The sequence below is a fragment of the Streptomyces carpinensis genome, assembly GCF_002154505.1.
GTDB classification, from domain to species: domain Bacteria; phylum Actinomycetota; class Actinomycetes; order Streptomycetales; family Streptomycetaceae; genus Streptomyces; species Streptomyces carpinensis.
Genome location: NZ_MUBM01000175.1, coordinates 21,354 through 35,241, shown reverse-complemented (window position 1 = coordinate 35,241; position 13,888 = coordinate 21,354). Strand labels below are relative to the sequence as shown.

Below are 13,888 nucleotides of genomic sequence, written 5' to 3'. Positions count from 1 at the left end.
GCACGCACCCGCCCGCAGCGGCGCGAGGCGCCTCAGGCGGGAACGTGCACCGTCTCCACCCGGCTCGCCACGAGCCGCTCCCGCTCCCTGCGGGCCGCCCGTCTCCGCAGGCGCAGGATCTGGCTGACGCCGAGTGCCTGCAGCACGAACACGGCGGAGAAGGCGGCGGTGTAGTTGTCCCCGGTCGCGTCCAGCAGCACGCCGATGGCGAACAGCGTCGTCATCGAGGCGATGAAACCGCCCATGTTGGTGATCCCCGACGCCGTTCCCTGACGCTCCGGCGGATTCGCCGGCCGTGCGAAGTCGAACCCGAGCATCGAGGCGGGCCCGCACGCGCCGAGCACCAGGCACAGCACGACCAGCAGCCACATCGGGGCCCGCTCACCGGGGTAGACCAGGGTGGCCGCCCACATGGCCGCCGTCGCCGCCACGGTGCCGAGCGCCAGCGGGAGCCGCGCCGCGTGGTGCCGGGCGACGATCTGCCCGTAGACGAGGCCGATGCCCATGTTCGACAGCACGACGAGGGTGAGCAGTTCCCCGGCCGTCGCCCGCGACAGCCCCTGGGCCTCCACCAGGAACGGCAGCCCCCACAGCAGCAGGAACACCATCGCCGGGAACTGGGTGGTGAAGTGCACCCACATGCCCAGCCGGGTGCCGGGCTCCCGCCAGGATGCGGCGATCTGCCGGCGCACGTAAGCGGCGCCCTGGTGCGGCAGCGGTTCGGGCTCGTGGCCCTCGGGGTGGTCCTTGAGGAAGAACACCAGCAGGACCAGCACCAGAACACCGGCCAGCGCGCTGCCCGCGAAGGCGGGGGTCCAGCCGAAGCCGTGCAGCAGCCGGGCCAGCACCAGCGTGGAGACCAGGTTGCCCGCCATGCCGACCAGTCCGGCGAGCTGGGCGACCAGCGGCCCGCGCCGGGCGGGGAACCACCGGGTGCCCAGCCGCAGCACGCTGATGAACGTCATGGCGTCGCCGCAGCCGAGCAGCGCACGGGAGGCGAGTGCGGTGCCGTACGACGACGACAGGGCGAACCCCAGCTGCCCCGCCGTGAAGAGGACGACCCCCAGGCCCAGGACCTTCTTGGTGCCGAGCCGGTCGACCAGCAGGCCGACGGGTATCTGCATGCCCGCGTAGACGAGCAGCTGGAGGATGGAGAAGGTGGACAGCGCGGAGGCGCCCACGTGGAAGCGGGCGGCGGCGTCGAGGCCGGCGACGCCCAGCGACGTGCGGAAGATGACGGCCACGAAGTAGACGGCGACGCCGATGCTCCAGACGGCGACGGCGCGGCGCCCGCCGGGCGGATCACCGGGCAGGACGGCGGCGGGTGAACCGGATGGGGAGCCGGACCCGGAACTCATCGCACCTCACCCCGCGCCAGGTGGGAGAACCAGCCGATGTGCCGGTTGACGAGGCCGACGGCCGCCTCCGCGTCCCCGGAGCGCAGTGCGTTCAGGATCTCCTCGTGCTCGGCGAGCGTCTTGGCGATCCGGTCGGGGTGGGAGTGCATGACGGCGACGCCCATGCGCAGCTGCCGGTCGCGCAGTTGGTCGTAGAGACGGGAGAGGATCTCGTTGCCTCCGCTGCGGACGATCTCGGCGTGGAAGCAGCGGTCGGTGACGGCGGCGGCGGCGAAGTCCCCTTCGGCGGCCTGCTGCTTCTGCTTCGCCAGCAGCTGCTCCAGGCGCTCGATGAGTCCGGGCGGCGCGGGTACGGCCTTTCTGGCCGCGTGCTCCTCGACGAGCAGCCGGGTCTCGACGACGTCGGCGATCTCCTGCGCGGAGACCGGCAGCACGAGCGCTCCCTTTTTCGGGTAGAGCTTGAGCAGCCCCTCGACCTCGAGTCGCAGCAGCGCCTCGCGCACCGGTGTGCGGGAGACGCCGACGGCCTCGGCCAGCTCACCCTCGGTCAGCAGCGTTCCGCCTTCGTAGCGGCGCTCCAGTACGGCTTGCTTGACGTGGGTGTACACGCGGTCGGCGGCGGGGGGCTGCTTCACGGCCAGGCTCATGCCCACAGCATAGATACAACACGTACGCATGACGCGCGCCGTCCAGCATGCGGACCATGACGACCCCCGGCACACGGGCCTCGCGACGGCCCGCGGAAATTCACCCTGGCAACCGCACAACCATCTGCGCCCGTCACAAGTCACATAGGTGCGGCCCCACTCTGTGGAGACTCAACTCGGCCGCACCCTAGGGGCATTCAACGTAATCGGGGTACATCACTTGAAAACCCGCATCCAGGCCGGCCGCCTTCGCAGAGCCACCGCCGTCGCCTTGACCGCCGGAGCCGTGCTCGCCACCGGAGCTCTCACCGCGGTACCCGCGCAGGCGGTCAGCGCGCCGTCGATCGTGGCCAAGGGCGGCTACGCGATGAACAACGCCAACAGCTCGACTCTGTTCACGAAGAGCGCGGACACACGGCTGTCCACCGGCTCCACCACGAAGATCATGACCGCGAAGGTGGTGCTCGCCCAGTCGAACCTCAACCTCGACGCCAAGGTCACCATCCAGAAGGCGTACAGCGACTACGTCGTCAGGAACAACGCCTCCCAGGCTCACCTCATCGTGGGCGACAAGGTGACCGTCCGTCAGCTGCTGTACGGGCTGATGCTGCCCTCCGGCTGCGACGCCGCTTACGCGCTGGCCGACAAGTTCGGCTCGGGCTCGACCCGGGACGCGCGCGTGAAGTCCTTCATCGGCAAGATGAACAGCGCCGCGAAGGCCCTCAACCTGAAGAACACGCACTTCGACTCGTTCGACGGCATCGGCAACGGCAGCAACTACTCGACGCCGCGTGACCTGACGAAGATCGCGAGCAGCGCGATGAAGAGCTCCACGTTCCGCACGGTCGTGAAGACGAAGTCGTACACGGCCAAGACCATCACCAAGACGGGCAGCACCCGCACGATGGCGACGTGGACGAACACCAACACGCTGCTGGGCAGCTACAGCGGCGCCATCGGCGTGAAGACCGGCTCGGGCCCGGAGGCCAAGTACTGCCTGGTCTTCGCCGCGACCCGGGGCACCAAGACCGTCATCGGCACGGTCCTCGCCTCGTCGTCGATCAGCCAGCGCGCCACGGACGCCACGAAGATCCTGAACTACGGCTTCGCCCGCCTGGGCTGACGCCGGCAACCGCCCGAGGGGCCTGCCGCGATGGATCCGCGGCAGGCCCTTCGGCACGTCGGGGGAGCATAGGCTGATCGCGACATGCGCATCCAGGGGGAGGGTGAGAGCGGCGGCGCCGAGCCGTGGGAGGTGGCGGCCCCGCTGGTCCGGGCCGCCCAGGACGGGGACGCCCTGGCCATGGACGAGCTGTTGACGCTGGTGACGCCGTATGTGACGCGCCTGTGCCGGCCGATCGCCGTCACGGACACGGCCGACGCGGTGCAGGAGTCACTGGTGGCGATCTTCAAGGGACTTCGGGGACTGCGCGACCCACAGGCCCTCTACGGCTGGATGCGCACCGTGACGGTCCGTGAGGCGGTCAGGATGGCGCGGCGTACGGCGGTCGAACAGCCGGCCGCTCCGGAGGACCTCGTACGGCCGGCCGGCCTGCGAGCCGACCGGGACGGGGAGCTGTCCGCCGACATACGGGACGCCCTCGCCCGCCTGCCGGTCCGTCATCGCGCGGTCCTGGTCCTCCGGGAACTGGAGGGCCTCGACGAACGCACGGTCGCCGACCTGCTCGGCGTCGCCCCCGGCACGGTCAAGTCCCGACTGCACCGGGCCCGCGCGTCCTTCCGGAAGGCGTGGTCGCGATGAACTCGACGTCGACGGCCTACGGGCCCGGGGACCCGGTGCTCCGCCTCCGGGTGATGGCTGCGGGCCTGCGTGCGGGCATGTACGCGGAGCAGCGCATCGACCTGCCGTACGACCGGGTATGGGCGGTCGCCTCGGACCTGCGGGCCGAACTGCCGCACCTGGTGCCGTTCCTGCGGGAGTTCCGCGTCCCGCCGGGCGACGGCGATCGCGTCGCGGCCCTGGCCGTCGGGATGCCCGGGCTCCGCGAGAACTTCACGGTACGGCTTGCCCCGGGCTGGTGCCTGATGCAGTCGCGCCTGGTGGTGGGCGGCATGGCGGCCGTGCCGGAGGGCGATGGGACGCGGTTCGCGGTCCTCGGTGCGACGCGGCCCATCGCCCTGCGTCCGGCTCAGTGGCTGTACGGGCACCTGCTCGGCGAGCGGCGCGGCCGGGCCTTCGTCCGCAGGGTCGCCGAGCGGGCGCAGCTGCGCTAGGCGTCGGCTCCGAACAACTCCTTCATGGCGTCGGCGACGGCTTGCGGCCGCTCCTGGGGCAGGAAGTGACCGGCGCCGGCCACGATCCGCACGGTCAGGTCGTCCGCGTACGGCTCGGCACCGGCCAGCAGCGAGGGCGGGATCACGTTGTCGCGCTCGCCGCCGAGCAGCAGAGTCGGCACGGTGAGTCGCTGCCGCCGTGCGGAACCGCGTACCAGGGCCGGGATGTCCCTCAGCACGTACTGCCAGAACAGGGCCTGCCCGGCATGGGCGCAGGCCGAGGCGGCGGCGGAGTACTCGGCGAGTTCCGCCTCCTGCCAGACGGAGGCGTCGGCGGCCTGGTGCCGGAGCAGGAAGCGGGTGAAGGCGGGCCAGTGACGCAGCACGGCCCGCCCGAGGACCGGGTACTCGACGAGGGCGGTGAACCACATCCGCCACAGATTCGGCAGTACGGCCCGGTGCCGCGGCCACGGATGGGACATGTTGAGCGCCAGGTACCCGGAGAATCTCTCCGGCGCCCGCAGGCACAGCCGGAACCCCAGATGAGCCCCCCAGTCGTGCCCGACGAGCCACGCCTTCTCCAGGCCCAGCGCGTCGAGCAGCGCGAGCATGTCCTCGGCGAGGCCGTCCGTGTCGTAGCCGCGCCGCGTCTGCCCGGACCAGCCGAAGCCGCGCAGATCGGGGCAGATCAGCCGGTGTCCGCCACCGACCAGCTCGGCGACCTTGTGCCAGGCGAACCAGTGCTGCGGGAATCCGTGCAGCATGAGCACGGCCTCACCCGAGCCGAACTCGGCGACGTGCAGGCGGGTGTCCCGCACCTCCGCCCATCGGTGCCCGGCCGTCGCGTCCCCCGGCATCGGCCGCTCGGGTCCCACCACTGCGTGCGGCGCCATGCGCGCCCCCTCTCGAACCGGCGCGGTCCCCTGTCGGTCCCGCATCGGCCTCCCAGGAGTCGGGGTGGCACGGAAAGGTTCCCGGCGATGTGACCGGGCCCGCCCCGGAGCACAGCTGCGGGAAACGCAGAACGGGCGCCGCAACTCGACCTTGCGACGCCCGTTCTGTGCTCGGCCCCGGCCTGCCCGAAGGGCGTCAGGCCCAGGTGATCAGTCGCTTCGGCTCCTCCAGGATCGCGGCGACGTCCGCCAGGACCTTGGAGCCCAGCTCGCCGTCCACGAGGCGGTGGTCGAAGCTCAGGGCCAGGGTGGTGACCTGGCGGGGCTTGACCTTTCCCTTGTGGACCCACGGCTGGAGCTTGATCGCGCCGACCGCGAGGATCGCGGACTCACCGGGGTTGAGGATCGGCGTGCCCGTGTCGACGCCGAAGACGCCGACGTTGGTGATCGTCACCGTGCCGCCCTGCATGGCCGCCGGGGACGTCTTGCCCTCGCGGGCCGTCGACACCAGCTCGCCGAGTGCCTGGGCGAGCTGCGGGAGCGTCTTGGCGTGGGCGTCCTTGATGTTCGGGACGATCAGGCCGCGCGGGGTGGCCGCGGCGATGCCCAGGTTGACGTAGTGCTTGAGCACGATCTCCTGATTGGCCTCGTCCCAGGACGCGTTGATGTCCGGGTTGCGCTTGATCGCCACCAGCAGGGCCTTGGCGATCAGCAGGAGCGGGTTGACCCGCAGGCCCTGCATCTCCTTGTCCTGCTTGAGCTCCTCGACCAGCTTCATCGTGCGCGTCACGTCGACCGTCACGAACTCCGTGACGTGCGGCGCCGTGAAGGCCGAGCCGACCATCGCCGCCGCCGTCGCCTTGCGGACGCCCTTCACCGGGACGCGGGTCTCCCGCGCTCCGTCGTAGGTCACCGCGGGAGCCGGGGCCGCGGCCGCCGGGGCCTGTGCGGGCACCGGTTCCGGCGCCTGCGGAGCGGCCGTCGCCGGCACCGCCGCGTGGACGTCCTCGCGCGTGATGATGCCGTCCGGACCGGACGGGACCACCGTCGCCAGGTCCACGCCCAGGTCCTTCGCCAGCTTGCGCACCGGCGGCTTCGCCAGCGGACGGTCCTTGACCGCGGCAGTGGCGGGGGCGGCCACAGCCTGTGCGCTGTGGCCGTTCAGCTCTGCCTGGAGTGCCGTCGACGCCTGGGGCGTCGCGACCTCCGGGCCCTTGCGCGGACGGCGCTTGGTGGCGGACGTCGAGACGCCGTACCCCACCAGGACCGGCTGGCGGCCCTCCGGCTTCGGCTCCTCCTGCGCCGGCTCGGCCGCCGGGGCCTGCGCGGGGACCTCGGGCGCGGCTCCGCCCGCCACGTCCACCGCGATGATGGACGTGCCCACGTCGACGGTGGTGCCCTCGGGGAAGTGCAGCTCGCGGACCACGCCGTCGTAGGGGATCGGCAGCTCGACGGCGGCCTTGGCCGTCTCCACCTCGCAGACCACCTGGCCGTCGGTGACCGTGTCACCCGGCTGGACGTACCACTTGAGGATCTCGGCCTCGGTCAGACCCTCGCCGACATCCGGCATCTTGAACTCACGCACGGACGCTTCGGTCATCGTCGTCACGAACCTCTCCCTCAGTACGCCAGCGAGCGGTCGACGGCGTCGAGCACGCGATCCAGGTCCGGCAGGTATGCCTCCTCCAGGCGCGCCGGCGGATACGGCGCGTGGTAGCCGCCGACCCGCAGGACGGGGGCCTCCAGGTGGTAGAAGCAGCGCTCGGTGATCCGGGCGGCGATCTCCGCGCCGGAGCCGAGGAAGACCGGGGCCTCGTGGACGACCACCAGGCGGCGGGTCTTCTCCACCGACGCCTGGATGGAGTCGAAGTCGATCGGGGAGACCGAGCGCAGGTCCAGGACCTCCAGGGACTTGCCCTCCTCGGCGGCCGCGGCGGCGACCTCGTGGCAGAGCTTCACCATCGGGCCGTAGGCCGCCAGCGTCAGGTCCGTGCCCTCCCGGGCGACCTTCGCCTTGTGCAACGGGTCAGGGATGGCCTCCGTGCTGACCTCGGCCTTGTCCCAGTAGCGCCGCTTGGGCTCGAAGTAGATCACCGGGTCGTCGCTCTGGATGGCCTGCTGCATCATCCAGTACGCGTCCGACGCGTTGGACGGGCTGACGACCTTCAGTCCCGCGACGTGCGCGAACAGTGCCTCGGGGGACTCCGAGTGGTGCTCGACCGCGCCGATGCCGCCGCCGTAGGGGATGCGGACCACGACCGGGAGCTTGACCTTGCCCAGGGAGCGGGCGTGCATCTTCGCCAGCTGCGTGACGATCTGGTCGTACGCCGGGAAGACGAAGCCGTCGAACTGGATCTCGACCACCGGGCGGTAGCCGCGCAGGGCGAGGCCGATCGCCGTGCCGACGATGCCGGACTCGGCGAGCGGGGTGTCGATGACGCGGCTCTCGCCGAAGTCCTTCTGCAGGCCGTCCGTCACCCGGAACACACCGCCGAGCTTGCCGACGTCCTCGCCCATGATCAGGACCTTGGGGTCGGTTTCCAGGGCGCGGCGCAGCGACTCGTTGATCGCCTTGGCCAGGGCCATCTTCTCCGCAGCCATGCTCAGACCCCCTCTACGTCCGCGAACGACGCCTGGTAGGCGGCGAACTGGGCGCGTTCCTCGTCGACGAGCGCATGCCCGTCCGCGTACACGTTCTCGAAGATGGCGTAGTGGTCCGGGTCGGGCATGGCCCGGACGGCTTCGCGCACTCGTTTGCCCAACGTCTCGCTCTCGGCCTCGAGTTCCGCGAAGAATCCCTCGTCCGCGTGGTTCGCGGCCTCCAGGTAGCGGCGAAGGCGCAGGATCGGGTCCTTCGCCTCCCAGGCCAGGCGCTCCTCGTCGCCCCGGTAGCGGGTGGGGTCGTCGGAGGTGGTGTGGGCGCCCATGCGGTAGGTGAACGCCTCGACCAGGGTGGGGCCCTCGCCGCCGCGGGCGCGCTCCAGCGCCCACTTGGTGACCGCGAGGCAGGCCAGTACGTCGTTGCCGTCGACGCGGACGCCGGGGAAGCCGAAGCCTTGCGCGCGCTGGTAGAGCGGGACCCGGGTCTGCTTCTCGGTGGGCTCGGAGATCGCCCACTGGTTGTTCTGGCAGAAGAACACGACGGGGGCGTTGTAGACCGCGGAGAAGGTGAAGGACTCCGCCACGTCGCCCTGGCTGGAGGCGCCGTCGCCGAAGTAGGCGATGACCGCCGAGTCCGCGCCGTCCTTGGCGATGCCCATCGCGTAGCCGGTGGCGTGCAGCGTCTGGGAGCCGATGACGATCGTGTAGAGGTGGAAGTTGTTGCTGTTCGGGTCCCAGCCGCCGTTGTTCACGCCGCGGAACATGCCGAGCAGGTTGGTGGGGTCGACCCCGCGGCACCAGGCGACGCCGTGCTCGCGGTAGGTCGGGAAGACGTAGTCGTCGTCGTTCAGGGCCCGGCCCGAGCCGATCTGGGCGGCCTCCTGGCCGAGCAGCGAGGCCCACAGTCCCAGTTCGCCCTGGCGCTGCAGGGCGGTGGCCTCGGCGTCGAAGCGGCGGGTGAGCACCATGTCGCGGTACAGACCGCGGAGCTCCTCCGAAGTGATGCCGGCGACGTACTTGTCGTACTCGGCGTTCTTGACGCGCTTCCCCTCGGGGGTCAGCAACTGCACGAGTTCGGGGTCGGCGCTCTTCCTGGCGTTCGCGCCGGTGCTCCTCTTGCTCTTGGCGCCGGTGGCGCCGGCCTTGCTTCCGGCGCTGCGTCGCGGTGTGTGCGCGGCAGTGCTCTCCACGGTCACGTGTGCTCCTCCGTCGGTCCGGCCCCCGGGGTTGCCGGTAGGCCAGTGCGGCTCACCTGAAACCGACCACCGAGGCACGGGGTGGGTGCCACTCGGCCGGGAACAGGCGTGACAGGTGCCCCGGCGAGCGCCCTGCAACAGCCACGTTACCCAGTGCTCCACATTTCTGGGAAACCCCTCCTGACCTGCGTGTTTCCTTGGATTTCCAAGTATTTTCCGCTTGGACGTCCAAGTACTTGCGCGGGCCGCGGGGCAGCCGCTGGTCACAGCCTTGCAGGGGGCCGGAACACCGGCACGGTATCCCGCTCACCCCTGGGTCGGGAAGGGCTGAAGAGTGGCCGGAACTGCTCTTGATGGATGACGCCACCCTGTGGGCGACGGCCCGGGGGGCGCGCCCGGGAGACCGCCCGGCACGATGACCTCATGTGACCGAAAGCGACTGATGAAGACAGTCTGTGACAAGCCCCAGCTCACAGCCTCGGCCATTGCCCTAGCATCTGGCGCGTGCCGCGCCCATGTGTACCACCCCCCGCACCCCACGCGCCCCCTCTGAGCGCCCTGCTGCGCCAGTACGCCGCCGGTTCCGCCCTCACCTGTGAGCCCGTCGACCAGGGCCTGCTGAACCGCGGCTACCGACTGTGCACGACCCGCGGCCGCTACTTCCTCAAACACCACTTCGACCCCGACACCGCCGACCCCGCGGCGATCGCCCGGCAGCACCGAGCCACCCAGCGCCTGGCCGACCTGGGTGTCCCGGTGGCCCCCGCGCTCGCGGGCCGCGACGGACGCACCGTCGCTGTGATCGGCGGCCACGCCTACGCCCTGCACCCCTGGATCGACGGCCGGCACCGCCACGGCGGCCAGCTCACCACCGGCCAGTGCAGGCGCCTCGGCGCCTGAACGACTTCTGGATGCTGCGCTGGCACTACGAGCGCGGCGACACCCGCGCCGACCCGCAGTTCCCGGCCGCCTCGGCGCTCGTGGTGTGGTGGACCGAGGAGTACGACGCGGTGTGCGGGGCGCTCGCGGAGTGAGCGGCCCGAGCGGGGCGCGGTGCATGCGAAGCGCGCGTGGAGCCGTGATCGGGCTCCACGCGCGCGTGAAGAGTGCTCAGCCGCCGGTGACTCCGGTGTTGGCCGCCCCGGCGGCCGTACCGGCCGTGTCGCCGGTGCCGCCGGTGTCCGTGCCCCCGTTGCCCGTGCCGGCGTTGCCGCCGCTCGTGCCGCCGTCGGTCGTACCCCCGCCGCTGGTGTCCGGAGGGGACGCGGGGCCCGACGGGGTCGTCTGCGGGTTGGAACTCGGCGGGTTCGACGGCTCGTTGGACGGCTCGTTCGACGCCGTCTCGGACTGCGTGTGCGACGGCTCCTGCGACGGCGGGGAGTCGTAGCCGGAGCCGCCGCTCGTATTGCTGCCGTTGTCCGTCGACCTGTCCGACGGCCGGCTCTGCGACGACTGGCTCGGAGTGGAGCTGGGCTGGTCGTCCTTGCTGGACTGCGAGACCGACGGCGACTTGGTGGTGCCGGTGTCTCCACCGCCGCCCTCGTCGCCGGTGTTGTGCAGCGCCAGCGCGACACCCGCCGCGATGGCGATCACCGCGAGCACCGCGAGGATCCACAGCTTGCCGCGGCCGTTGCCCTGGTTGCCGTGGCCCTCGAAGCCGCCGTCGTCGCGGTTGCCGTACCCGGAGGGCAGGATCGGCTGCGGGATCTGCGTGGTGCCGGAGCCGGAGTCGCCCGGGTGCGGCATCACCGTCGTGCCGGCGAAACCGGCCGCCGGGGTGTGCCGGCCCTCGTGCGCGTCCACCGGGCCGGTGTTCCAGGTACCGGTGTGGCCACCCTGCTCGTACAGCATCTGCAGCGCGTACTGGACCAGGCCGCGCATCTCCTCGGCCGTCTGGAAACGGTCGTCGGGCTCCTTGGCGAGCGAGCGCATGACCAGGCCGTCGAGTTCCGGCGGGCAGCCGGCCTCGGAGACCTGGGACGGCGCCACCGGTGCGTCCTGGACGTGCTGGTAGACCACCGACAGCGGGGTCTCGCCGATGAACGGCGGCCGCAGCGAGAGGAGTTCGTAGAGCAGGCAGCCCGTCGCGTACAGGTCGGAGCGGTGGTCGACGGCCTTGCCGAGGGCCTGCTCCGGGGAGAGGTACTGCGGCGTGCCCATCACCATGCCGGTCTGCGTCATCGTCGTGGACGCCCCGTGCAGAGCGCGGGCGATGCCGAAGTCCATCACCTTCACGGCACCGTTGTCCGTGATGATGACGTTGGCCGGCTTGATGTCACGGTGCACGATGCCGTGCTGGTGCGAGTAGGCCAGCGCCTCCAGGACTCCGGAGACGATGATCAGCGCCTGCTCGGGGCCCGGCGCCTCGGCGTTGAGCAGCAGGTCGCGGATGGTGCGGCCCTCGACCAGCTCCATCACGATGTACGGCACGGACTGACCGCCCACCATGTCCTCGCCGGAGTCGTACACGGCGACGATCGCGTGGTGGTTGAGGCCGGCCACGGACTGGGCCTCGCGCGTGAAACGGGCCTTGGAGACGGGGTCCTCGGCCAGGTCGGCGCGGAGCAGCTTGACCGCGACCGTACGGCCCAGGCGCACGTCCTCGGCCGCGAACACCTCGGCCATGCCGCCCCGGCCGAGCCTGCGGGTCAGCCGGTACCGGCCGTCGCCGACCAGGCCGCCGTTGCCCCACGTCTCCGGCGCGTCCGACATGCCGCCGCCAGTCGCCTCGGGGTCGGACGGGCCCTGGGCGCTCTGCGTCTGTGCCATCAGTCCTCGCCGTCGTTTCTGCCCGCGGTGTGCGGTGTTGTCACGGTCTCCCTCGGCCACGCTACAGGCTCGGCGCAAGACGCCGGTCCAGGTTCGCCGCGGGGACCGGTCCGGGACCGGACCGGCCATCAAACCCGGTACGGCCGCCGTCGTGCAAATTCCGTGTACCGGTCGCACTCCCGCTGTAACGCTTCCGCGACGCTTCTTTCGCGTACGGTCACGGAACGGGCACCGAGCTTGACGTGTCAGTGCCCTCGGGCAGACTTGGCCGGGAATAACACAATCGATCAACGAGATCCGGACATGAGGTCAGGTCAGTCCGATCCCGGGACCGGTCGACGGACAGCCGATCGCGCGAGCACAGCAGCCGTTGCTCGGCGCGGGCCTATGGGGGACGCAGAAGATGAGCCAGGACGGCGCACGGGGCCGGTTCGCGGGGCGGGCACTGGCCGGTGGCCGCTACCAGCTGCGTGACTTGCTCGGCCAGGGCGGCATGGCCTCGGTGCACCTCGCCTACGACTCCGTGCTCGACCGGCAGGTCGCGATCAAGACGCTGCACACCGAGCTCGGCCGGGAACAGGCCTTCCGGGAGCGGTTCCGCCGCGAGGCCCAGGCAGTGGCGAAGCTCACGCACACGAACATCGTCTCGGTCTTCGACACCGGCGAGGACGATGTGGACGGCATGACCACGCCGTACATCGTCATGGAGTACGTCGAGGGCCGACCGCTGGGCTCGGTGCTCGACGAGGACATACGCGGGCACGGCGCCATGCCCGCCGACAAGGCCCTGAAGGTCACCGCGGACGTGCTGGCGGCCCTGGAGATCAGCCATGAGATGGGCCTGGTCCACCGGGACATCAAGCCGGGCAACGTGATGATGACCAAGCGCGGCGTGGTCAAGGTGATGGACTTCGGCATCGCCCGCGCGATGCAGTCCGGCGTCACCTCGATGACCCAGACCGGCATGGTCGTCGGCACCCCGCAGTACCTCTCCCCGGAGCAGGCCCTGGGCCGGGGCGTGGACGCGCGCTCCGACCTGTACTCGGTCGGCATCATGCTGTTCCAGCTCGTCACCGGACGGCTGCCGTTCGACGCGGACTCACCGCTGGCCATCGCGTACGCGCATGTACAGGAGGAGCCGGTGGCTCCTTCGTCGGTCAACCGCTCCCTGCCGCCCGCGGTGGACGCGCTGGTCGCCCGTGCGCTGAAGAAGAACCCGAACGAGCGCTTCCCCAGCGCCGTGGCCATGCGGGACGAGTGCCTGCGGGTGGCGGCCTCCTTCCATGCGGCCCCGCCCAGCATCGTGCCGGGCGCCCATACGTCGAGCGGCGCGGGCGTGGGCTCCGCGGTCTTCCCGCCGGTCGACGCGACCCCGCCGCCCGTGGGCAACGTCCAGACTCCGTACCAGCCGGCTCCGGCCACGCCGAACCCGTACGGCACGCCGCCGCCCGCGATGCCCTCGCCCGCGTACGGCTACCCACAGCAGACCGCCCAGCCGGCGGCCGGCTACCCGGCGCCCGCCGCCTCGCCGTACGCCCCGCAGCAGGCGTCGACCCCGCCGCCGTACACCCACCCGCCCCAGGCCACGGCAGGCGGCCCGGGGAGCGGCGGCAAGAGCAACAGGCCGGTGATCATGGGATCGGTGGCCGTGGCGGTCATCGCGGTCGTCGGTCTGATCGCAGCGCTGCTGGCGAACGGCGGCGGCGGTGACGACGCCAAGGGCGGCGGCGGCAGCACCAGCGCCTCGGTGTCGAGCCACCCGGCGGGCTTCCGCGGGCCGGACACGTCGAAGACGATCGAGAAGACCGAGTGCACCGAGCCGCAGGAGTCCTACGACGACCCGAAGCAGGTGAAGATGCCCGACTTCACCTTCAAGAACTGGGACTCGGTCCTCGCCTGCCTCCAGGCCGCGGGATGGCACTACAAGAAGCGACCGGTGGACGAGAACACCTACGGCAAGGACACGGTCATGCGGCAGTCGCCCGAGGCGGACACCGACTTCGACCCGAACAACCCGCCGGACATCCAGTTCGACATCTCCACCGGGAATCCGTCCTAGCAACGCCGAAACGATCGGTCTGTCGACCGTCCCGGAACGGTAGAAGGGCGTGGGTCGCGCGCGATGCGCTTCCCACGCCCTTGTGTCGTTCTGACGTCCGGTCGTCCCGGTCGTCCCAGTCGTCCCCTGT

General features: G+C 71.1%; 11 protein-coding genes and 1 pseudogene. 5 read left to right on the top strand and 7 right to left on the bottom strand.

Going from position 1 to position 13,888, the window contains the following annotated elements:
- Positions 1–32: 32 nt before the first annotated feature.
- Positions 33–1,358: an MFS transporter gene (locus BZY54_RS23575; RefSeq protein ID WP_086727330.1), complete on the bottom strand. Its 1,326-nt coding sequence runs from the start codon at positions 1,356–1,358 to the stop codon at positions 33–35.
- Positions 1,355–2,005 carry a GntR family transcriptional regulator gene (locus BZY54_RS23570; RefSeq protein ID WP_086727350.1) on the bottom strand — a complete coding sequence of 217 codons (651 nt, stop codon included), beginning with the start codon at positions 2,003–2,005 and terminating at the stop codon, positions 1,355–1,357. The genes BZY54_RS23575 and BZY54_RS23570 overlap by 4 nt, the downstream gene beginning before the upstream one ends.
- Positions 2,006–2,225: 220 nt before the next feature.
- Here BZY54_RS23570 and BZY54_RS23565 point away from each other — a divergent pair, with 220 nt between their 5' ends.
- The 3 genes from BZY54_RS23565 (at position 2,226) to BZY54_RS23555 (ending at position 4,240) form a co-directional block, all read left to right on the top strand.
- Positions 2,226–3,128: a D-alanyl-D-alanine carboxypeptidase family protein gene (locus BZY54_RS23565; RefSeq protein ID WP_086727329.1), complete on the top strand. Its 903-nt coding sequence runs from the start codon at positions 2,226–2,228 to the stop codon at positions 3,126–3,128.
- Between the two features lie 84 nt (positions 3,129–3,212).
- Positions 3,213–3,767, top strand: a complete 555-nt coding sequence (locus BZY54_RS23560) for an RNA polymerase sigma factor (RefSeq protein WP_086727328.1) — start codon at positions 3,213–3,215, stop codon at positions 3,765–3,767.
- Positions 3,764–4,240, top strand: a complete 477-nt coding sequence (locus BZY54_RS23555) for a hypothetical protein (protein WP_143668103.1) — start codon at positions 3,764–3,766, stop codon at positions 4,238–4,240. Before BZY54_RS23560 ends, BZY54_RS23555 begins: the two co-directional genes overlap by 4 nt.
- On the opposite strand, the gene BZY54_RS23550 is transcribed toward BZY54_RS23555, so the two are convergent.
- The 4 genes from BZY54_RS23550 to pdhA form a co-directional block, all read right to left on the bottom strand.
- Entirely contained in the window at positions 4,237–5,133 is an 897-nt protein-coding gene (locus tag BZY54_RS23550; protein WP_158103903.1) for an alpha/beta fold hydrolase, read from the bottom strand. The two genes, BZY54_RS23555 and BZY54_RS23550, sit on opposite strands and share 4 nt — an antisense overlap.
- A gap of 196 nt (positions 5,134–5,329) precedes the next feature.
- The gene (locus BZY54_RS23545) at positions 5,330–6,742 is read right to left on the bottom strand and encodes a dihydrolipoamide acetyltransferase family protein (RefSeq protein ID WP_086727325.1); all 1,413 of its coding nucleotides are present in this window, start codon (positions 6,740–6,742) and stop codon (positions 5,330–5,332) included.
- Positions 6,743–6,753: 11 nt separating this feature from the next.
- Complete coding sequence (locus BZY54_RS23540) at positions 6,754–7,734, bottom strand: alpha-ketoacid dehydrogenase subunit beta (RefSeq protein WP_086727324.1); 981 nt, start codon at positions 7,732–7,734, stop codon at positions 6,754–6,756.
- A gap of 2 nt (positions 7,735–7,736) precedes the next feature.
- Entirely contained in the window at positions 7,737–8,930 is a 1,194-nt protein-coding gene (gene pdhA, locus BZY54_RS23535) for a pyruvate dehydrogenase (acetyl-transferring) E1 component subunit alpha (RefSeq protein WP_086727323.1), read from the bottom strand.
- A 504-nt stretch (positions 8,931–9,434) separates the two neighbouring features.
- Between pdhA and BZY54_RS23530 the strand changes: the two are divergent.
- Positions 9,435–9,964 (top strand): annotated as a pseudogene (locus tag BZY54_RS23530) (phosphotransferase).
- Between the two features lie 76 nt (positions 9,965–10,040).
- On the opposite strand, the gene BZY54_RS23525 reads toward BZY54_RS23530, so the two are convergent.
- On the bottom strand, positions 10,041–11,699 hold the full coding sequence (locus BZY54_RS23525; protein WP_086727322.1) for a protein kinase domain-containing protein: 1,659 nt from the start codon (positions 11,697–11,699) through the stop codon (positions 10,041–10,043).
- Positions 11,700–12,102: 403 nt separating this feature from the next.
- On the opposite strand from BZY54_RS23525, the gene BZY54_RS23520 reads away from it, so the two are divergent.
- Positions 12,103–13,758 (top strand): Stk1 family PASTA domain-containing Ser/Thr kinase, encoded by a 1,656-nt coding sequence (locus tag BZY54_RS23520; protein ID WP_086727321.1) that lies wholly within the window; start codon positions 12,103–12,105, stop codon positions 13,756–13,758.
- Positions 13,759–13,888 lie beyond the last annotated feature (130 nt).

Coding starts and splice junctions, on each gene's coding strand:
- BZY54_RS23575 (WP_086727330.1), bottom strand. CDS start 1,358: ATGAGTTCCGGGTCCGGCTCCCCATCCGGTTCACCCGCCGCCGTCCTG.
- BZY54_RS23570 (WP_086727350.1), bottom strand. CDS start 2,005: ATGAGCCTGGCCGTGAAGCAGCCCCCCGCCGCCGACCGCGTGTACACC.
- BZY54_RS23560 (WP_086727328.1), top strand. CDS start 3,213: ATGCGCATCCAGGGGGAGGGTGAGAGCGGCGGCGCCGAGCCGTGGGAG.
- BZY54_RS23555 (WP_143668103.1), top strand. CDS start 3,764: ATGAACTCGACGTCGACGGCCTACGGGCCCGGGGACCCGGTGCTCCGC.
- BZY54_RS23550 (WP_158103903.1), bottom strand. CDS start 5,133: ATGGCGCCGCACGCAGTGGTGGGACCCGAGCGGCCGATGCCGGGGGAC.
- BZY54_RS23540 (WP_086727324.1), bottom strand. CDS start 7,734: ATGGCTGCGGAGAAGATGGCCCTGGCCAAGGCGATCAACGAGTCGCTG.
- BZY54_RS23525 (WP_086727322.1), bottom strand. CDS start 11,699: ATGGCACAGACGCAGAGCGCCCAGGGCCCGTCCGACCCCGAGGCGACT.
- BZY54_RS23520 (WP_086727321.1), top strand. CDS start 12,103: ATGAGCCAGGACGGCGCACGGGGCCGGTTCGCGGGGCGGGCACTGGCC.